This window comes from Tenacibaculum litopenaei (assembly GCF_964514025.1).
GTDB lineage: Bacteria > Bacteroidota > Bacteroidia > Flavobacteriales > Flavobacteriaceae > Polaribacter > Polaribacter litopenaei.
Map to the genome: position 1 here is coordinate 1042522 of NZ_CAZEQT010000006.1, position 21889 is coordinate 1064410.

Annotated in this window: 12 protein-coding genes; 2 read left to right on the top strand and 10 right to left on the bottom strand. The window is 39.0% G+C overall.

Going from position 1 to position 21889, the window contains the following annotated elements; translation table 11 throughout:
- The first annotated feature begins 24 nt into the window (after window positions 1-24).
- The gene (locus ACKTS5_RS13390; RefSeq protein ID WP_408044641.1) at window positions 25-612 is read left to right on the top strand and encodes a CopD family protein; all 588 of its coding nucleotides are present in this window, start codon (window positions 25-27) and stop codon (window positions 610-612) included.
- A 902-nt stretch (window positions 613-1514) separates the two neighbouring features.
- Entirely contained in the window at window positions 1515-1946 is a 432-nt protein-coding gene (locus ACKTS5_RS13395) for a hypothetical protein (RefSeq protein ID WP_408044386.1), read from the top strand.
- Between the two features lie 284 nt (window positions 1947-2230).
- Here ACKTS5_RS13395 and ACKTS5_RS13400 read toward each other — a convergent pair whose 3' ends face one another.
- The 10 genes from ACKTS5_RS13400 to ACKTS5_RS13445 form a co-directional block, all read right to left on the bottom strand.
- On the bottom strand, window positions 2231-2905 hold the full coding sequence (locus ACKTS5_RS13400; RefSeq protein WP_408044387.1) for a hypothetical protein: 675 nt from the start codon (window positions 2903-2905) through the stop codon (window positions 2231-2233).
- A gap of 150 nt (window positions 2906-3055) precedes the next feature.
- Window positions 3056-5389 carry a LamG-like jellyroll fold domain-containing protein gene (locus ACKTS5_RS13405; protein WP_408044388.1) on the bottom strand — a complete coding sequence of 778 codons (2334 nt, stop codon included), beginning with the start codon at window positions 5387-5389 and terminating at the stop codon, window positions 3056-3058.
- Between the two features lie 486 nt (window positions 5390-5875).
- Window positions 5876-14764: a LamG-like jellyroll fold domain-containing protein gene (locus ACKTS5_RS13410; RefSeq protein WP_408044389.1), complete on the bottom strand. Its 8889-nt coding sequence runs from the start codon at window positions 14762-14764 to the stop codon at window positions 5876-5878.
- A 10-nt stretch (window positions 14765-14774) separates the two neighbouring features.
- Window positions 14775-15317, bottom strand: a complete 543-nt coding sequence (locus ACKTS5_RS13415) for a hypothetical protein (protein ID WP_408044390.1) — start codon at window positions 15315-15317, stop codon at window positions 14775-14777.
- Between the two features lie 2 nt (window positions 15318-15319).
- Window positions 15320-16252, bottom strand: a complete 933-nt coding sequence (locus tag ACKTS5_RS13420; protein WP_408044391.1) for a hypothetical protein — start codon at window positions 16250-16252, stop codon at window positions 15320-15322.
- A gap of 181 nt (window positions 16253-16433) precedes the next feature.
- Complete coding sequence (locus ACKTS5_RS13425; RefSeq protein WP_408044392.1) at window positions 16434-17366, bottom strand: hypothetical protein; 933 nt, start codon at window positions 17364-17366, stop codon at window positions 16434-16436.
- Between the two features lie 404 nt (window positions 17367-17770).
- Window positions 17771-18808, bottom strand: a complete 1038-nt coding sequence (locus tag ACKTS5_RS13430; protein WP_408044393.1) for a hypothetical protein — start codon at window positions 18806-18808, stop codon at window positions 17771-17773.
- A complete protein-coding gene (locus tag ACKTS5_RS13435) occupies window positions 18801-19544 on the bottom strand; it encodes a hypothetical protein (protein WP_408044394.1) in 744 nt (247 codons plus the stop codon). Before ACKTS5_RS13435 ends, ACKTS5_RS13430 begins: the two co-directional genes overlap by 8 nt.
- Before the next feature lie 44 nt (window positions 19545-19588).
- Window positions 19589-20740: a DUF3500 domain-containing protein gene (locus tag ACKTS5_RS13440; protein WP_408044395.1), complete on the bottom strand. Its 1152-nt coding sequence runs from the start codon at window positions 20738-20740 to the stop codon at window positions 19589-19591.
- 65 nt (window positions 20741-20805) lie between these two features.
- Window positions 20806-21051 (bottom strand): DUF2798 domain-containing protein, encoded by a 246-nt coding sequence (locus ACKTS5_RS13445; protein WP_408044396.1) that lies wholly within the window; start codon window positions 21049-21051, stop codon window positions 20806-20808.
- Window positions 21052-21889 lie beyond the last annotated feature (838 nt).

Consider the following 21889-nt stretch of genomic DNA (forward strand, 5'->3'; position numbering starts at 1 on the left):
ACCTGTATTATGGACTTACTGCACATTGATTTTGAATATGTCAAGGCACTACATATCATATTTGTAGTTACCTGGTTTGCAGGGTTATTTTATATTGTACGTCTTTTTATATATCACGCAGAAGCAGAAAAAAAAGAAGCACAGGTAAAAGAGATTCTCCAAAAACAATATCAACTCATGGAAAAGCGTCTCTGGTACATTATTACCTGGCCAAGTGCAATTCTCGCCAGTCTATTTGCTTTTTGGATGCTTATTAAGAGTCCTTACTACTTAGAGCAACCATGGATGCACGTAAAACTATCGTTCGTATTAGCCTTGTATTTTTATCACGGAGCCTGTCATGCAATCTACAAACAGTTGCAGCACAACATTATCAAATATTCCGCGTTTAAACTACGACTATGGAATGAAGTAGCTACCATATTACTTTTTGCCATCGTTTTTCTGGTAGTTCTCAAAAACAGCATTAGCTGGATTTGGGGCGTGATTGGGATTTTATTGTTCTCCATCATTTTAATGCTTTGTGTAAAGCTCTATAAGAGAATACGAGCTAAAAAAAGCTGGGATGCTCATGAGAAAAAACTACTAGACGAAGAAAAAACTGAAGAATAATACACATAATCAGGAAAAACACGCTCGAACACTACAGTGTTTTTCCTGATTTTCAATATTTTACCAACAAAAACATTGCCATCTAGTTTGATTTTTAGTATCTTAAGGTCTCAAAAGAAAACTATATGTATAAGATGAAGAAAAATTTACTCAGGAGCTTTGTGAGTAGCACCTCCTCCTGATACCACAGGCACTAATAACGTATTCTAAAACAGTGAAAACCTAACCAACACAACTCTAACCCAGAGTTGAAGTTCATACTACTCCCCCCCAACCCAATGAACAAGGCTTACACCTTCCGGATAGTACAAACTGAGGTACAACACTACATTAAAAGATACTGACCGAGAAAACACTAAAAGTGTTTCAGGACTCAAGTTGCGCTTTGCAACTTTAAAAAAGGTATCAATGGTATTAATTGACAGCACTCAACCCGGAACTGTCTTTGATTAATATCTGTGATAAAATTTGCAAAAGAGAACAAAAAGAATTAGAAATTATGATGACCTACCACATCGACAATTCTTTCAACAAACTGCGGCGTATCACAACCGCGTAAATCACTAATGTTACAGCAATTAGCTGTTTAACCCTTCTTACCCTTCTAACTCATATCGTAAAAGTATTTTTTTACGAAAGGATACTTACTGCTGAAAAAAGCAGGGAAGGCACTCAATGGTACACTATTTTTGTACCAAGGCGAACACTCATTCTCACAATGAGGTACTGGGAGATTAATGCACTAAAATAAATCCATCACTATGAATACGGTATCACACAACAGTACTTAGGTCCATTGATTACACACTACTTTAATTGACTAACCAACTTTAACAGATCTTATCTAAAACCCAAAAAAATAGTATGTAAGAAATTTAAAAGAAACTTAAAATTTTAAACCAATGAGCCCCCCCCACATTCTCTTTGCAGTTCTATTAAGCATTTTAGTGAGCTGCTCAGGTAACGAGCATGAGTTACCAGAAAATAACGAACCTATAATTGGAACTTGGAAACTTGAAAAAGTAATGAATAACGGAGCTGATGTACAAGAAGCTTGCATGGATAACAACAAGCTCATTGCGCTTGAAAACGGTAACATCAGTCTAGAAACCTACAGAACCTCTAGCCCTAACTCACCGTGTATCCTCGTTATGAACAGTGCCAAATGGGAAAAAACTGGAACCAATAGTTACCAGATTATCTATGACAATAGTAAAGAAGTTGCCTACATTACAAATGATAGAATTGTGATTCGAAGCAGCTATATAGAAACCTTAAAAACCGGCGTCGAAGTCACTGTGACTCTCGAAACCTTTTATACAAAATCCGATTAGCAAACGCCAACTTTTGTCCCCCGAAACAACTTGTTTGCTTTTTGTGGTCCCCCGAGCATTAAATCTATCAAATGCTCATAAAGTCAATACGTTAATAACCGCATCAGGGAAAACCCTGATATAGGATTAGGGTTATTAGGTATTGCCCATAATTTCAGTTTGGACTATATTTGGGGGCACCCTCAAATAATATTTCAAACAATTACGCATTCAACTACGGGCAACCGTAGTTGTTTTTTTTTATAAAAAAGCAGTATGCCTTTAAAGACACACTGCTCTCGTTATTATTTGGTTGGATACAACTGAATATCGTCAATCCCAACACTTCCAGCACCTCCACCAGCGATGACAACGGCATACTTTCCTTTTGGAAATGCTACATCCAATACCTGATCATGCACCACCCATCCGGCTTTATTTACTTTTGGAGTTACTTTGACTAAGTATTTCTTTGTAGGGTTCTCCTCTCCTTCTTTCGTCAAGTACACATCTAAGAAATAACCTGTCCAACCGGTTAAATCTCCAGGCTTGTAATACTTAAACCTCAATTTTAATTCTCCTTTACCATAGTTCTTTTTGAACTCAAAATCTCCGAATGATTTCCCTTCAGAAACACCTCCACAACGTCCCATATCATAACCTACGAACGTAGTTTTGTTGGCCGAAAAATCATAGCCTTTCCACTTTTTAAACTCCCCAGCTTTTCCGCGATGCATACGCCCACATCCTGAATCACCAGCTTTTAATTCACTCATATTCTTAATGGGTTGTTTTGTCACTTTTCCGGCAGCGTCTTTAACTGGAAGATAGAATTGTTTCGCCTTCTCAAAATCAAAAGTTACGATCGCTTTTGTCGTAGTATTGTTACCATTATCCGGAATTTTAATCTGATCATCGTTTGAACACGAAGACAACAACAAACCACTCAATAACAGGGTACTAATTATTATTTTTTTCATCTCTCTAATTATTTTCAATGTTTACACAACTAATACTAGCTTGTTTATTTTTACCCTATGAAACCCCTTAAAAAATCAATACCACATCAAAAAACCCCTCCTATATCAAACTGATAAAGAAAGGGTTACCTACAATGTTTTTTTTTGAAATTATTTTTTTATCATAATTTTTCCAGTGTAGACTTTTTGATTTGATGTCACTTTAAGTGTATAGTGCCCTGGAAGTATTTTTTTGAGAGCTAACGAATAAGGCTGGCCAGCACTAAAACGAAAAGACTTCGTCAGTATTACACGTCCTGCGTAATCCGAAACCGTAAGCGTGTTTAATACGGAAGAGGCAACTCCTGGGTTTGCAATACTAACAAAACTACTCGCTGGGTTTGGATACACCTGAAAATTTGAAGCTAAGGTCGCTTTTAAAGTAGGACGAGCGACTGTAGTGCGATTCACAGTTTCGGGATTCCCTTGTTCGTACTCGCTTGTCAACTCAGTAGCAGTTAGGGCTTTGTTATAAATTTTCAACTCATCTATATGCAATACATCCGTCCATTCGTTCTCTAACAACTTTGAAATTCTCCAATAGCCATCACCTTTCACTTTTTGAAGTACATTACTGGTCCCCACAGCTTTGCCATTGATATAAAATGACAGCAATGTTCCTTTTTTAACGATCGCCAAATGATACCATGCGTTTGCGTGCATTGCATTCCATAAATTGGTTTGAACAACCCTATTTATTCGCGTTTGAATTTGAGCAAATCGCGTGGGTATGTGCATCGCTAGCGTTGAACCATCTTCGTAGTAACCTGAACTTAAATCAAAACTGTAGTGCCCTGATTTATTAAACCAAACAGAAAATGTAGTATTCCCATAGAAGTCAAAAACGGTACCTTTCCCAGAAGCCGACATCAAATTGAAAAAGCTACTCCCCTTGATGGCTGCATAGGTACTTTTCGCTCCTTTTTTATAAGTCAAACCTCCACCGCCAGGGATAGTGAGTTTCAGTTTTGCTCCTTTTACAGCTCCGATATTTTCCAAAGAGTTTTCAAAATTAAAGTGATACGGCAGCTCGGCTTTTCCGTGATCAAATACAATTCTTTGATTTCCTACGTTGTACACAGGACTGCGATATCCTGACAGTTTATTTACTATATAATAATACCCAGCGTTCGGAACTTCTGTTAAAAACGATGATCCTCCGTCATTTGAATACGCGGTAACATCACTGACCTTTTTCCAAATTTTCCCTGCGATATCATATCCCCAAATTTCAATGGGCTTTTGACGTATCCAAGTTTTTCCCCAAGCCAATTCTAAGCGATAACCGTTCGGTGTTTTAACGCTCTCAATCAACGTAGGAGGTTTGCAACGTTGTAACACTCCGTCTAATAAGATGGCAAAAACATCTCTTGACGATTTTGCTCCATACTCTACACCATCTACATTAAACGCAAACCCCTTATCCGTCTTCAACAACATATCTTGTAGCATAGAAATTCCTGGTCTCCCATTTTTTTCTTCTCTTGATACGCTGTGATTCCAAGCCTCTCCATCTTTTCTTAGGCTAAAAGTATTTCCGCTGAGAAATGCATCCTTCTCGCTAAATCCTAAAGAATTCACTGAAATCGCATTGGTTTTGCGCAAATACTCGGTTAAAAAGTTTAATACGCGGACATTTTCACCTCCTACACCAATTTTTTGAAAAGACTTATACGGATAACTTATTTCATCAGAGATATTATTGTACTGAGTATCTCCCATGGTTCTATCTCCCTTGTTCGAATAGAGAATACTGCTTCCATTTGGCGCAGCTGTAGTACCCCCCACCTGAGGGGAAATCACTATAATTCTCCCCAATTTGCGCAATTCTTCCAAACTAGCCGTCGCCATGGTCAACCCAGCTTTGGCTAACTCATTTGGTGTAATCATATCTGCTCCAAAGGTAGTCTCAAATACTTTGTTTAAATCTCTATGAAGTTCACTTTTATCAAAATCAGAAAAATTATAAATATTCTTAAGGTGAAAAATAAAAAGATCATTAGTACCTAATAGGCTTTTCATACCTTTAATATCATCTTTAAAATGTGTGGATTCTGCCACACATAAACTTCCGTGGTCCGCTTCAAAGTAGAAGCTTCCTGAACTCTTTACAGCCGTCAATCGAACATCACCATAACGCACTCCTCCTTTAATTTGTTCTGCTACTGTAGCCCCCTGAGGAGCACAAGGCCCTGTACCTTTATCAAAGGTAAAATGATGAGACCCACCCATTAAAAACATGTTTAGCGGTATTTTTTTGATATATTCCCAATGTCGGGTCATATAATCAGCTCCCAATTGCTGACGACGAGGGGTTTTAGTATGTTTTTTAAAATCTAATATTGTTCCTACACTCGATTTGTGAGCCGGGGCTGAATACTGTGCTTGAAGGCTTAGCCCTCCTATAATGAAAGCACAGGCGAATGCTTGTAATTTACTTATCATTCTTTGTGTTTTTAGTAATTCTTGTGTTTAAAACCAAGAGCTCAATAGCTCCTTTAAAATTCTGATAGTATAGCCGCAATTCGAATTGTTAGTCAAAAGTACCATTCCCAATCATTGGCCATACATCGCACTAGTCCGAGTTTCAGATTTGAGACTTCATCACCCGGTAAAAAACACCTAAAACACTATTAACAAACCACTTAACAACACCTCTCTTCAGGTTTCAAAATCTGACTTTGAGACTTTTGACTTGCCATTTCCAATAAGCCCTAGTTTCTTTTTATTTTTTTTAACATTTTATTTTGTAAGAGTCGATAAGAATCTCGTCTAAACTGCTGGAATAGATTATCATGAAGGGGGTAATCTTCTATTTCGTAATATAGAAAAGGAGTTCGTAAGAGCTCCTTTTTCCATTTACAGACATATCAACAAACGAAAAAAGGAGGCAATACTGCCTCCTTTCTTCATCAAATACACACAAAACACCTATCGGATAACCAATTTCTTAGTCATCGTCTTGGTACTTGTTGATAATCGGTAGAAATATACACCAGAAGCCAGTGGTCTATCACTTTCTTCTTTCTTAAAGTTAATAGTATGTAATTCCTTCCCTTTTACCCAGCCTTTTACAAAAGAATGTACTTGCTGTCCCATTACATTGAATAAGGCTAACTCTACGTATTCGTCTTTTGCTACTTGGAAGGTAATTTTAGTTGCATCTGTCATTGGATTCGGTTCATTTTGACCTAAACTATACACTGCATCCATTCCGTCAACCAAGTCTTCTGATTTGAGGGTATGTTTCAGTACAAAAGGATTTTCAACCGTTCCTACATGCGCCGAACGCTCAAATTCTAGTGTATTGTCTAAGCTTACAATATGCTCTCCATCGTATAATTTAAAACTAATCGCTCCTTTAGCAAATCCTCCAATTCCGACAAAGTAGTGATAAGCACCATCGATCAACATCGGTTTCGCAATTCCACTGATGTTACCATCTACATAAGCGGCAATCAGGTGTTCTTGTGCTACATCGAGTTCTTCAGAATCTAAGGTCGCAACCATATACATAAAGTTCGGATACGCATTGCGATCGACTCTCCAATTTAACTTGGCTGCTCTTTCAAGGTAGTCTTCTTCAGCAATTGCTGCATTAGCTCCTCTAGCAACTGGTGCCGGAGTATTGGCAATACCACTGTAGTTTAACACTCCTGCTCTTGACGCTCGGTAAATATATCCCAAGTTCGGTGTCATATGAGTCAAACTTCCTTTCCAACCATCGGCGGTATACTCTGCTTGTAAACCGCGACGTTCAATACGGTCACCAATACTAACGGTCGTTGAATTCAGAGAACGGAGCGCTATTGGCAAGGTCTGTAAATCCGTTGGGAAATACGGAATTGCAGTATCTGCATTCGCTAGTACAGGGATATCGGTATCTATAGGAACGTGAATTCCTTCAATGCTAATTAACTTCGACGCTCTTGTTCTTACTAAATACGCTTTACGCGTGTCTAACTGATTCGTAGCCCCATTGCTAAGAATAAAGCTTCCATTTGCTGCAACTGTTGCCAATAAACTAGTGGTTTCGAGGTCATAAATCTCATCTCCAGCAGTCAATCCTTTGATCGATTGTAGTGATAAATTCATTGACGTACTGTTGTCACGTAAATTAAAACTCAACTCTTGGAATCCAGCGGCCAGCACTATACGCTTAGAAATTTTACTTCCTACCGTCATGCTGACAGGAGCACTTGCTGATCCGATGCGAGCGCGGAAATTATAACTATAGGTTTCCTCAATTCCTTGGTATTCGGTACATGTCGAAGCATCCCATACCCTAAAGGCCAAGGCACCTGACTCTCCGTTATTTCCAAAAACACTTAAGTTTACGAATCCACCGGTACTCACTGTTGTTTGACCACGGAATTCACCATTTAGGTAGGCAGCAACAACATCACCTGTATCCAATGACTTTTCTCCATTGATAAACAAGTTTCCGCTAATACTCATGCTTCCAAAGTAATCGTTAGAATTAAAGTTTCCTGCAAAATCAGGAGCCTCACAGGTTACCTCTACTTCTATATGGAACGCTTCTACTCCTATTGGCACATCTTGGTTATTCACTCGTTGAATCACTTCAATATACACATCTGTTTCATGAATACCAGGATTCAAATACGGAGCCACTACGAAATCTAAATCTCGCTCCACAAAACCAGTTGCTAAATCTTGGAAACTATTTTCCTCGATTACCGTTCCATTTTTATGAACAGACAACCATGAAGGCAACTGTTTAAAGCGATATTTCACCGGTGTTCCTCCTTGTGAATTATCAAGGTCTACCGTTGTTATTTGCGTACTTGTACCTTGAACTTGAGTCACGCGAACATTGTTTTGACTCCAACGGATGGTATTTTTATTGACTACAAACGACCAGGCTTTCCCTAAGGTTTTGTTTCCTGATGGGTCTTCCAAACGCCTATTGAGCACCATTGCCGTGAGCTGAGCCCCTTCGACAAACGAAGCATCGAATACCGGAGTAAGATGGACTTGAGTATCGTTATGAGAAGTGGTTACTGTGAACTGTAAATTCTTGGCCATTTTAGTTATATCTAACGGCGCTGCATGGGCGCTTCCAGTAACAAAACTCAATCCTGAATGCGTAGTTCCGATGGCGTTACCAGTATAATCTCTAATAGCTTCATCCGGAGCACCATTGGCTCCTTCCAAGGCATTATCATCAAATACAAAATAAGCTACCAAATTCAGTTCATTCCCAATTAACTGCTCGTCCATTTTAGCAACGATGTCAGTAGGCCTTCTTTGGATAGTCCATATTCGTACTTCATCTAATTTTCCTACATACGAGTTTCCGCCTTCATTTTTAGCGATTTCTATCGGATCCGTATTGGTTGTTAATGCTGTGATACTTCCTGACCCAACCGATACTCCGTTGTAATAAATAGTTGCAGTTTGGTTACCATCGTAGGTTACCGCTACATGCGTCCAGTTAAACGGTTGTAAAGATTGTGGGCTCACTACTGTATTGTTCAACACAATGTTACCTTGTGCATTCAATCCGACATTGAAATTTGTTCCTTTCTCAATGATAGGAACCACTGTCGAACCAGTAGGTAACGAACTTGGGTTCACCCACATTTCAATGGTAAATGGCTCTCCAGCATCTAAATTAAACGCTTCCTGATGTGGTACCGTCACCTCATCATTTACATTATCGAATTCGGCAGAGATTAAATCTCTTGGTACTCCTCCTAAAATTCCACGTAAGGAGAAACTACTATTAACTGCGGTTAATGGATTGATTGCTCTGTTAAACTCTAAGGTGATTTCACCTTCTGTCAACACGCCACCATTTACAGGGTTGGTACCGATAATTGTCGGTGCTAAACGGGCAATTCTTCCGGTAACAAAAGGCGTTGGGTTCTTTCTGCTCGCCGGTAAATTAGCTCCTCCATCGGCACAAACAGGTGCAATTCTGAAACGGTATTCTCCGTCAGACAGGCCTGAAACATCGGCAGTATAGTTAATAAAACCAGTTGCTGAGTCCATGTTTTCCTTTAACTCTGCAAGTGTTAGCTTTTTCAACTCATAAGCTTCATTGTTTCCTGGCAGGGCATACTCCAAGGCTACTGAGAAATCATCATCAACCAAGTTATTCGCCACTTCTGGTATTCGGAATCTAAAAGCTAATTGGTCTTTACTATTGTTATTCACCACCCAATCGTTTGCTGGTAAATCAGCTTCAATTTCACTTACACAAGCTCCAGTAAAGTGAGCTGTTACGAAAATTTCTTGGAAAGGTACTACTCCAACTTCATTGTATTCATCTACTCGATAACTACGGTATCCATCACCCGCTTGTTCACAGGCAGAGTAAATACGAATTCCTATATTTTCATAGGAGATATCTTCTGGAGCATCCATACCTCTGGTGATACGCAATTGCGCCTGTACTTCTCGTTGAACACCCGTAGGTGAATTTCCATCCAAACCAAAATTAATAGTTGACGCAGTTGTAGGCTCAAAAATTGGAGATTCGTTTAAGAATACCTGGGCTCCTTTACTATTCGAAGCACCATTCATACCTACTATATAAACTTTACGTGTTGCATCATTGGCTACCTGTGTATTTCTCAAGGTCAAATTGTACAATATTGATCCATCACCGGTACCGTGCTTCACCGCATTATCAACAGTAATTTCTACCCCTTCTCTCGGTGCTGTTCCCGATTCAAACGGACATCCACTTTGTCCGGCAACAGTATAGAAAATAGGTGTATCATACATTTTATCACGTGCGATACGAACGCTAAATTGATCACCAACATCACCGTCTGATAAGGTAAAGGTATCTACTCTGGCATTGCTATTTGTTGAACCACTACTCGCTTCAACCACGCCTAAGGTTTTGATATCCGTACTAACGCTCAATGCTACTCCTGCAATGCTAAATCTAGTCCCCAAGGTCGTTCCTCCTCCAAAAGTAGAACCTCCTGAGTTTTGACTACCGGTCTCAACATTTCTGGTCAAAGTATAGGTCGTCGAATTACCACCACTAAAAGATACTTGAGTATCAAGTTTAGTTACCGAATTCCCTAAATCAGAACCAACTGTACTCAAAGAAGAAGTGGTACTATCAAATGAATTAGTTTGCTCGTTCATATATGTCAGTTGCTCCGCTCTAGTTTTACGCTGAACAATTTCTTTCCATCGCTGAATTTGATACACGTAATTCAACACCTCTTTATCCAATCCTGGTGCATTGGTATCGATATTAAATCCATCGATGGTTGTCTGATAATCCAACGAACTTCTATTGGCAAGCTCCTCCGCTGTCGGTGGATTCAACGCATCAAATTTAGTTATCAATAAAGCTTGTAAATTTCTAATAATACGATCTTCAATATCCTGACGTGTATATACGAACGGTGTAGGCTGGTCTGCAGTCATTACCTTTTTATCGTAATCAACAACAGGCTGACAGTCATCGTTCACTATTAGGGTTTTACCCGTTCCAAAGGTCAGTACTAACGAATTTCCGATAAATACATCCGCATCCGCTCCTACGATATCTTCACCTGAAGAGGTGCTAATAGACTTATCTAACGAAACGCTATAGCCATTTTGTTCAGAATGACGGTAGGTAAAATTAGCATCGATATTCCCTGAAAAACTCGACTCTTGCTCCACTACAGTATAAATAATACCTTGTCCTACTCCGACTCCTAAAGGTGCCGCAATAGCCAAAGAAACCATTTGCGTTTCAATATCAGAACCTGCTGTAATAGAGGTTGCTGTTGAAAAATCTAATCCTCCTCCCACTGATTTGCTGAAAGAATAGGTCGCTCCTCTCGATAATGTCGAAGAACTAGCATCTCCTGGCGGATCATACAAAACAAACCCAACTGTAGGATCGGTTAAAGTAAAGTCTTGATTTCCTCGTTGCGCTCCTGTAATATACGCTGATTTCGATACGGAAATATTACGATTGTTATGACTAACCGCAATGGCTACATTACGCAGGTAATCCCCGATAAAGTTGGGATTTCCAGCGAAGGTTAAAAAGGATTGTTTACCAAACTTATCAGTACTACCTTCTGTTGGAGCAATGATCATTTCTCCGTTCAAATTAATAGTTGCTCCTTCTACTGGACAGCGACCTCCATCATAGGTTTCAAATACTGAAACAGATGCCAAGATACTCTGACCTGCTTCTAGCTTGTAAATAGATTGATCTGAGCCACAAGTAGGATTGATTTTATGAGCTTCTAATTCACTCATAGATTCAAAAGACTCCAACTGATCTTTGGTTACTGCATAGAGTTCTAACGAAGCTTCCAGTGAATTTCTGTATTCAAAATCGTAGCTCTTGTTTCCGTTACGCAAATCAATAATTGACGATTGTACGGAATCTGTTGAACCTTCTCTAGTTAACTCTACTCTATATTGACCAGGTAATAAATCATTTACGGTAAATACATTTCTTTCCGCATTAAAATTTGCCGCAACAATAGTGCGTTCATACTTTGGAAATTGAACATCAGTACGTACAATTTTCCCTGTCCAATTCCCTACATTATAGTTACACGGAATTACAATATTTCCAACAAATGATCGTCTCGTAGTATTTTCAAAATTAATATTCCCGGTTGGTTCTATTAAATTAAACAAGTACTCCGAGTTCTTTGCTGGGTTTACTAATGCCGCTGCATCTCCGGTTTCAAAAGCCTTATAATCAAATGCAAACTGACGAATATAATTAGAACTTGATTGATTGTTAAAATAGGCATCGCCTAAGAGCTCAAAGTAGTTATTTTCTCTTGACGAATCGACTTCTGCCAAGTTCATAGCACGCATTCCTTTCAAGTGTTCAAAACTGTAAGACAGTTTTAGTGCTGCTTTATCTTTGGCAACAATGGAACCTCGTTTCACATTATACAATTCGTTTGGCGTATAATACGCGTTGCGGTACTCTACCCAATCTAAATTAGCAAAGCTACTTCCTGTAACTGTTCCATCGGCTACTTTAACTCCACCTAAATACAGTTTATCACTTATGGCTTGTTCGCTATAAGGAGCGGTTTGATTGTCGTCTTCGACACGCAATCCGATTACGTTATTCTCTACATCTCTGGTAATCGCAAAAAAGACGTACGCTCCAGAATTCATCAAACGCTTAGATAAGAGGTCTACTCCTGAAGAAACCAAGACTAAATTAGAATTTTCACGTAACTCTAAACTAAGTTCCCCCCATTGTAAAATGGCTTGAACCTCCGGAATGGCAGTACTCTCTCCCGATGCGGTTGCTTCAGTTTCCACGTCAGGCTTCACAAATCCAGACAAGGTAAATCCCTGACCAACAACTTCCTCAACACTCGATTTGGTTACCGCGTATCCGTTACCTTTGAAATCTAAGCTCACACGATCTACATCGATACTAGCATCCTCAAATTGTGGTTGTCCTACCTCAATTCTATGTCCTCCAGGCGCTCCAGATATACGGAAAACTCCTTGGTTATTCGTTCTGACCAATGCACCAGGTTCTGTACTTGTTACTTCGGTACCATCTAATTTAATTCCTGTACTTTGTATCGTAGGGAATTCTACTTTTTCAGCCTGGCCCGGTAGCGTTGTTAAGTACACTACTTTCCCTGATATATCATAAGCTGATATATTGGTAAAACTGATAGCTCCTGGTTCTTCAGGGTTTAAACTTCTTTCTATGTTCGTAATCTCTGCTTCTGGCGAAAACTCATTATTCGGCTTAGAAGGTCTAATTCGATACGCTAAATAATTCACAGGGGTTCCCTGACTTTGACGCCCCGAATTTAAACTGGTAAAACGATACCTACCTTCATGATCCGTATAAACCGCATACGTCAATGGAACGTTGGTAGTTTGCCCTTCCTCTTGAACCTTTCTATACGGTTGCGCTACTGTTTTTAAGGAACTCAATGAAACTCCTCTAAATCGCCCTAATGACATGGCTGACTGATTGTAGATGTTATGCGCATCACGCATATCAAAACGATAATACGCCATTAAATCACTCGCTGTAGTAGCTCCTAAAAAGTACTTCCAATTTTTATAAATTTCTGTTGCATTTCGTTTAGTACTCCAAATACGCACCTCATCGAGTTGATAGTTGCTCTCTGCCCTTGCATTAAACGAAAAAGAAGAAGATTTCCCCAAACCAACAACAAAAGGTAACTGCGTTGTAGCATTGGCTACCACCGGATTTTCTTTATTGGTCGGTTGCTTTACACCTCCATCTACAAATAAGGCTCCTCCTGTTGGACTGAAGGTCACAGCGTAATGATGCCATTCCGTATCAGTCGGTTTCGCAGTTTGCAAATACGTTAAGGTACTTTCTTGATTTTGCGGATTACGTGAAACTACCTGAATAGTTGATTCACTAATTCTAATTTCTCCATCACTTAACTTAAAAATCGTATTTGTTCCCGATCCTGCTACAGGGGTTCTGTACCAGAATTCAATAGTTCCAAAACCTTCTGCTATCTCGAATAAGCTAACATCATTGATTTTAACAGGACTGCTTGATGGTAAAAACTCCAATGCGGCTCCCGGAATACTTCCTGTAGCAGTTTCTGCTTCCAATAAAGCATCTTGCGTTGCAATTTCAGTCGCTGTTTTCACTTCTCCATGGGCTACACCGTTCGCAAATACAAAACCGTTATCTACTCCTGGTTTGCTTCCAACCACACCATCAGCAATCACCTGATATTCGTACAACTCATTTGGTAACACTCCTGCATCTTCATAGGTTAAATAGGATGAAATAGGATTGTTCGATGTCGGTTGCATCGTAGCGATATCTGTAAATAACGATGAGGGATCTGCTAAATTCCTTCGAGAGATTACATAATTGGTAGCGTTCGCCAAATGAGGCCAACGAAGTTTAACTATCGCTCCTGAAGCATTGCGTCCTTCACCATCAGAAGCATAGAGCATGACATCGGTTAAGTTGTAAATTGGATGATCTGCATTCGACGTTAATTCTGCCAACACAAACTCCTCTTCATGCATGTTAAACAGACTACTTGTCACACGACCTTCGGTAGGATGATCGCCTCCTAAGGAACTACTGATCATATTGTTCCATTTCGTCTGCATCAACGGTAGATTAGATACTTTCTCTGTTGAAAAATTATCATTTCCGTATACGACTACCAGTCCGTTGTTACCGAGTCGTTCCAAATTTTGTGCATTGTCATTGGCAAAGGTACGTCCCATACCTTCTAAAATTTGATCGGCGTTACGGACTCTATTCCATGCGCGATACTCAGCAATACTCAACTGATCGTCTTCCGTCACCATCATATATAATTGCTCAGGGGTAAAATCAGTTGTTGGGTAAGCTAAATTCGCTTGTTGAACACCGTCAACATATACGCGCAAACTCTGTGCTTCTTTATTGATTGTAAAGGCTATATGACGCCAATGATTGTTCCAAAAACCATCAGCTCCAGCCAAGGAAATCACCTCATTAGCTGCACCCGTAGTAATCACCAACTGACCATCAATCCCCTCCAATGAAAAAGCTTGAGCTCCTTTGGTTAAGGTCGACAGTTTCCAGGTTCCATTCCCTCCAAGTGTCATTCCCGATTTAGTATGGGCTTTCATCACCCAAAATTCGACGGTCGCTTGTCCGTTAAGCCCAGCATTTAGCAATTGACTCGTTAGTTTATTTTGCGTATCAAAATGCGTCGTGTACTGATTGTCTCCTTTTAAAATTAAAACAGGAGGTCTCGACTGACTAAATGTGCTTCTTGCCGCAAACAAAATACAGCAACACATTATCAATTTTTGTAGGTATATTTTTAAATTCATTTACTGTGTATTAAAAAACATTACTCATTTTTTCCAATTGAAAAGAAAACCGTTGGTCTAGCGCAGTATCTACGGCTCTGCTTGACAGCTCCAATTCGTTTGATGGCAACACTTTAACTGCCAAACGACTTCCAACTGCAGACTGCAAAGCGACATACTTAGTGTCCGACTCCTTATTAAGAATCAACTCCCAAGTATAGGGTTCGAGGTCTGCACCTGGTGCTATTTTTAAAAACTTTAGGCTATTTGATGAGGCGTCATACTGTAAAAAATACTCTGGGGCCTTAGCCGAAGCTATCAAAACACGTCCCTTTTCAGTACCGATTCTTTTTAAAATACACGCTTGAAGATACCCGGTTGTCTCTGAAAACTCTTCTGATTGGAGTTCCTTTAATTCGACCTCATGTGATGACAACTTGTGCATTAAGGCCATTTTTAGATTTGAACTTTGCGATAAATGCACAAACCTAAACAACTGTGTTTGTTGCTGTGCCTTTACAGACAGCCCCCATAAAAGGACAAAAAACAGCAACGCTATGTTCACCTTTTTCATACTTAATTTTTAGTATTCAACATTTTTTCCAAAGCCGCTAATCGTTTACTCAACGATTCGATTTTTTGCTCTTGCTCAATGGTATACAAGGTTAACTCTTCTACCTTCTCGACCAATTTTATATTAATTTGTCCGACGTCCATTCCGTTGGCTACCACCTCTTTTTCCGATGGCATGTTGGGTAAGTGCTTGTATTTTTTGACAAATTCCGCCACTTTCAGTAACGGCATACGTTTGTATTCTTTTGAAAACACGTAATCCGGAAAAGTACTTACGTTTAATCGCACTTGATCAAGCGTTAACCGACCGTCTTGTAAACGCGCCATTTCTTGATTTGAACCGTCTTTAAAAGAAATGTAATCATCTCCTGAATTGCTAATATCTGGACGTAGGGTCAATGCGCCTGTCGACTGAATGGTATTACCTCCTTTTAAAGTTAAAACTCCATCATGTATTCTTGCCATTTCTTGATTAGTACTGTTTCGGAAAGAGACGATATCATTCCCTGTATTGTCAACATCAGGGTGTAATATTACCATTCCATTACTTTGAAATTGCCCACCATCCACACGTATATCTTTGCTAATTACGTGAAATCCTACAGCAGGATTAGAGGTACCAAGACCTATTCTGGTCGAAAACTCCGCATTTCCTTCTACATTTAGAGCTCCCTTTATGGTGGCATCTTTTTTTAGGATGGCTGTTTCATTTGATACGAATGGTTCATAAGCCGTTACGTAGTTTGGGCTTAATTGAAACAATTTACTCCCTGCGGTATAAAACTGTATTCCTTCATACGTCCCGTGAAGTCCGTTACTATTATCGATATCGGCTTTAATTTGAATCGCTCGATTATCTTCTATGATTCGCTGTGCTTGGGTTGACATGGACCACAGCCCAGCAAGCGCTACTAAACCTATTTTAATTGTTTTCATAATCGTATATAAATTTGGGTTATTTTCGAACTTATAAATCCCTAGTTCCGAGCAACAAAACCAACTCATCCATCGTTAAAATACGAGCATACAAACCCTTGGCTCATTGTTTTAATGAACCCGCATGTACCGATATTTATAAGTATGCGCTCGGCTACTATTAATTGATAGTACCTAAAATTTAGTGGGATTTTTCTCGCTTCAACTCAGCGATTTCCTTTTTTAACTGAATCAAATACAAGGTTAACTCTTCTACCTTTTCTACGAGTTTAAGATTGATTTCTCCAACACTCATCCCGGAAGTAATAACTTCTTGCTCTGAAGGCATGTTAGGAAGGTGTTTGTTTTTTTCGATAAACTTTTCGAGGTCTTCTAAGGGCATTAGTGCATAGTTAGTATCAAACACATAATCTGGAAAAGTACTTACGTTTAATCGTACTTGATCAAGTGTTAGCACTCCGTTCTGCAAACGTGCCATTTCTTCATTACTTCCCGTTCTGAACGAAACAACATCGTCGCCAGTTCCATCGTTTCCTGGTCGTAATTTTAAAGGCCCATTCGAGCTAATAATTCCCCCTGTAGTGGCATTGAACGATCGTAGAAATAAATCTCCATCATCTAGTTTAGCCATTTCTCTGTTAGTACTCGTTCTGAACGAAACGACATCGTCTCCTGAATTATCTACATCTGGACGGAACACAAGTGCCCCCCAACTTTGAATACTACCATTGTCAATTCTGAAATCCTTGTTTTGTAAGTGCAATCCGGTTACAGGATTCGAAGTACCAATCCCCACGCGGTTATTGAAGTAGGCTTTGGCATCAGCTTCCATTACTCCTCTAAACTGAGTACCTCCTGAAAAAACAGCATTACCTCCGACATCCAATGATTGATTTAACGCTAGGTTCGTATAAAATCGGCCTCCATTATGAAACAGTCCCAGAAGCTGTTGATTTCTGGTGAAAAATCGTATTCCTTCATGACCTCCTTGCACATCGGTATCCGCTTTGATATCGATAGCCCTAACCGTTTGAATAACATGTTGTGCTCGTAGGGATCCTGTCATACCTAATGCCAAAGCAAGGGTGATTACTATTCTATTTTTTTTCTTCATAAAATAACTATTTAATTATTGTGGTTTTACGGGTTTACTACTGAAAGAGGCTTGGCTCGTTTCTTGATTCTATATCTCGATAACTCAAAAAAAATCTGGGTAGCTTACATCTCAATCACTACCCAGATGATAAACAAAAAACAACTCATCACGTAATGTGATAAACCTGTACTTTTAAGAACTACATTCGCTTTTTATTTTTTCACATTTAATCAAAATATACGAGTACAAATGTAGCTACAACACCCAAAAAACCGCTAAAAAACAACTACTTACAAGTTCTGAATCACGAAATACACACCTAATTACAATCCTGATTTTGGCAATCTGTACGAATGCTAATTAACTCCTCTTATTTTTTAGCTCAAACGTCGCTTCCGTTAAACCTATGATTCGTTTTTATTCTAGAGCACCCTTATGCAACCGTATACTACCAACAAGGAACAACTAAAGAAACCCAATAGATATACTATCAACCGATTCAAGTTCAAAGGCCTGAAATACTGAAGAGAAAATAACTGATAAATTACTGGAAACAACAGCAGGTAATTATCCGCAGGCTTGCGAAGTACGAAAGAAAGTCCGAGTATCCACAATACAAAAAACAACTGCAACTGTATGACTTTTTCGCGCTTTTCGGAAACCCGTACCCACTCCATAAGCCCAATTCCCAAAGCTTTGAATAATTTAATACAGACGAACAACACGAGTACACTCCATACACTCCACGATTCTTCTCGATTACTTATAAAATGGGTTTCCCACCAAAACGGATTAAAAAAAACAGTTCCATCTTTACACCAAGGTAAACACCAGATTAGCAACACTAACCCTCCGGAAAGTCTAAGTAAAGTACTCCCTCGGCCTCCTTGAAATTTTAGTTCTTCTCGCTGAACTGCAAACCAAACGAACATCGGAGGTAATACGAACAAGCACACTAATACACCATCCAAAAAAAAGCCTAAAAGCAATGCAGTTACTAAAGTTGGAATCATTTTCTTTCCCGTTCGAACAAATTGCTGGAAGAACTGGAGAAAAAATGGAAGTAAACAAGTCCATATACTATTCGTATTCGCTATCGCTGATTGAATTAAAAAATCTGGGATGGCTAGAAATACGATGGCACTCAAAAAAAAGGCTCGTTTATCGAGCTTAAATACAATTTTATACTGGATTAGTAAGAGTCCTATTACACAAAAGTAGGGCAATTGAAAGGCAACAAAGTTAAAGGGAATGTAATTTCGAATACCTCGATACATCCAGCACAATAAATGATCTGCCGTTCCTGATTCTTTGCATCCTTCAAAAGTGTTGATTAAACTAACTTCAAGTGACGTATCAAACAGTCCTATTACATAATAGGTAACAAAACGCAATAACACCATGGCTATCAGTGCGTTTTTCAGAAATAACAGTTCTGCCTCTTTTGAATTTTTATCCATTTACTTTCTTATAATACCCACTTAAGCGTCGTACATTGAATTGCTCTTTGATCATTGATGATAACGGGAACTTTGGTTTGCAAGGTGATTGCCAGCTTTTAACCGGAATTTCTCTTACTAAATACTTGAGTGAATCACTTCCGTAGAGCTCTGATAAACGGAATAATAGTTCCATACGATATACCGAAGGTCGGTACCAAGGATGTTGAAATAATTGTTTCACCAAAGGAAGCCTAATGATAATGCAAGGACTGGAAGGGTCAAAAAAACGCAGCCCTGTTTTCCGGCATAGCCAATAAGCTCGAATTGCTTGAAGTACACTATGAGGTTCTTTTTCCGGATAGCTACTATCGATTTTAGGTACACGGGCTCCTAACACAACGTGAACTTTCGATGAAATACAGGTGCTCAAGCGCAACGTTTCGTCAAGTGATATGGATAATTCCGGTTCCAGCAATGCAATTTTTTCTACCGAAAATAATACCTCAGCTTGCAATACCCCCATTCGCACGGCTGCGCCGCTATCGCCCAGTTTTTTATCTTGAAAAATATAAATGCGTTGTTCGAAGCACCTTCGTAATTCTTCTACCAACCCAAATCCACTAGCTTTGCCGTAGCCTACTACAACTAGTGCAACATTTTTTTGTTTTCTTAAAAACCTCTTGATCTGTTCACTCTTCAAACGTTTGCCCAAATCATCACAAGGAATTACAATTACCAACTCAATACTATTCATTCTAAGCACCCTAAAACCTACTCCAATTTTTTAACTGATTTCCTTTAATTTCTTTTGTGGTATTCCTCTATATGGCGCTGCATCCAATCTTCGCCATAATCATTTGAAGGATCTCTTACGATGGTATGCGGATGCGTATTCCAATCAAATCCCGTTCGCTGATCTGCGAAATCAATCAAAATGGAAGGTCCATTGACTCTAAAGAAAATTTTTTCGCTGCCGTCGGTAGGTCCCATCCACATAAAATACAGGGTGTTCATTCCGTCCTTTTCAATTTTCTCCAACCATGATTCGGCAGTTTCAAAATCGGCATTTCGAACGTACTCCTCTATGAGTACCCAAAGTAATTTTTGTTGTTTTCCATTCAATTCGTCTGCTCTAATTCCTCTATTTTCTATAGGGGTATCTTTTTTTCCTGGTCCTTGAAAATCGATTGGCCCAAACTTATTTGACGGATACTCTTCCTGAATTACCACTCGTTTGAGTTGCTCTTTATCCAAATTTTTTAATAAGGTCAAAGCTCTGTTTCGCTCCTTGGGCAAAAAGGTATACCCAGCGTGCTTCCCATGGCTGATATACTTTGGATCGGAACCGTAAAACATAGGCACAAAAGTGGTGCTACCATCAATAACGGTGAAATTAGCCGCCAAATGATGCCCAGTTAACATATAACCCCAACGGGTGTCTTTGAGTGGATTCCCATAAAACGACACATAATACCCAATGGCTCCTAGGCTCTGATTTTTTCCATAAAATTTTTCACTGGTCAACTCTCTATTTTCACCTTCGAGCTTTAGTTCATCATCTCCTTGAATAGCCGCCCAAATTTTGTAATAGCCTTGAGAGCTAGTCGATGCAATTAACAATTGATGAAACAACACTCGTTGTGCAATACTCAACCTCCCAATTGGTAATCCATTTCTGGCTTGGCTATGGGTAGGTGCATTGGTCCAATAGGTTCTTTTACTATCATCCTCAAAATCATACACCAACTCTTTCATTTGTTCAGGACTTAAACTTTTTATAAACTCCCTTGCTGCTTCACGCATTTGTTTGGTTGCAATAGCATGCTCCGTGCCGTGCTCTTCGTGATGTTCATGTTGCCCAGCTCCTTTTCCATGTCGGTGCTTTTGTTGGGACCACGCCCCTTGAAGGGATATCAATAACAGTCCAATAACTACGAGAACGTTTTTCATAATTTTATAATTTCAAAGGATTAATGGTACACACCCACCTCAACTTAAACGAATAGCGTTTGAAGTTAGGACGTGGGTACTTCAAATATTTTATTGGTTAACAATCGAACGAGTGTCGACATGATCAAGGCAAAAGGATAGGCAACTAAAAAAGCTTTTAGCCATGTTTCCAGCCACGTGTCCCAGTTAGGTAATTCCAAATTATTCATGAGTATGCTCATATAAAACGACATAAACAGGGACATAAAGAGTGCCATTAACAAGGTAAATGTTAGCTGGTAATAATATTTACTAATTTTTAGTTTTCTCATTTACTAGGTGTTATCACGAAAGGATTAAAACGCAAACAGTACGTTATTTCACGGAAATTAAACACACGCGATACCGATGTATTCACAATTTTGAGGAGAAACACGAATTCCGTGCTTTTAGTACTGTCTGCGATAAAAGTATATCCTCTCAACTTTTAATTTTAAACTTCTAATTTTAACTCTTGAACTCGGGTACAGAATTCTGTACCCGAACATTCAAAAATCAAGGATATACATCCCACTCTGCCATCGGCATATCTAAGCTTTTACTTTAACCTGCTTTACTTATTCCCTTTTCACCAACTCAAAGAAAATTCTTAGTTATCACACTCTTGAAAAAAATCTGCATCTGACAAAACAGGATCCCAAAACAACCTTACATTATTTTGATGCTCTGACTGTCGCTTATTTCGAAAACTAAATTGTTTTGGAGTTTGTTCCTCCTTTCGAAGATTTACCATCTCCGTTTCAGAAACTGACTCCTGATTTTTTCCTGAGCTTACCATGAGCAGCATGAAAAATATTCCAAAGGGCACATTAAAATAATTTAGATATGTTTTTATGCAATCATATTGTTTTCGCATATCTAGAAGGGTTTTTATTTTGTGCGACGACAAAAGTAATTGCGGATTCGGAAAAGACGAAAATTTAGAGGTTCAGGAAACGAATCCTGAACTAAATCAAATAAAAAAAGAAAATCAAAACACTAATAAATAAACACTTAACTCAAATCACACTTTTTAAAGTAACGAGACCTGAAATACGAATTCAGTACTATTTAGCGCTACTATTCTACCTATTTTGTACTATTTGCACTAAGTATCCTAGTAAAAAAAGA

Excerpts from the sequence above, each read along its gene's own strand:
- ACKTS5_RS13435 (WP_408044394.1), bottom strand. The coding sequence starts at position 19,544 with ATGAATAGTATTGAGTTGGTAATTGTAATTCCTTGTGATGATTTGGGC.
- ACKTS5_RS13445 (WP_408044396.1), bottom strand. The coding sequence starts at position 21,051 with ATGAGAAAACTAAAAATTAGTAAATATTATTACCAGCTAACATTTACC.
- ACKTS5_RS13430 (WP_408044393.1), bottom strand. The coding sequence starts at position 18,808 with ATGGATAAAAATTCAAAAGAGGCAGAACTGTTATTTCTGAAAAACGCA.
- ACKTS5_RS13395 (WP_408044386.1), top strand. The coding sequence starts at position 1,515 with ATGAGCCCCCCCCACATTCTCTTTGCAGTTCTATTAAGCATTTTAGTG.
- ACKTS5_RS13440 (WP_408044395.1), bottom strand. The coding sequence starts at position 20,740 with ATGAAAAACGTTCTCGTAGTTATTGGACTGTTATTGATATCCCTTCAA.
- ACKTS5_RS13400 (WP_408044387.1), bottom strand. The coding sequence starts at position 2,905 with ATGAAAAAAATAATAATTAGTACCCTGTTATTGAGTGGTTTGTTGTTG.
- ACKTS5_RS13410 (WP_408044389.1), bottom strand. The coding sequence starts at position 14,764 with ATGAATTTAAAAATATACCTACAAAAATTGATAATGTGTTGCTGTATT.
- ACKTS5_RS13405 (WP_408044388.1), bottom strand. The coding sequence starts at position 5,389 with ATGATAAGTAAATTACAAGCATTCGCCTGTGCTTTCATTATAGGAGGG.
- ACKTS5_RS13420 (WP_408044391.1), bottom strand. The coding sequence starts at position 16,252 with ATGAAAACAATTAAAATAGGTTTAGTAGCGCTTGCTGGGCTGTGGTCC.
- ACKTS5_RS13415 (WP_408044390.1), bottom strand. The coding sequence starts at position 15,317 with ATGAAAAAGGTGAACATAGCGTTGCTGTTTTTTGTCCTTTTATGGGGG.
- ACKTS5_RS13425 (WP_408044392.1), bottom strand. The coding sequence starts at position 17,366 with ATGAAGAAAAAAAATAGAATAGTAATCACCCTTGCTTTGGCATTAGGT.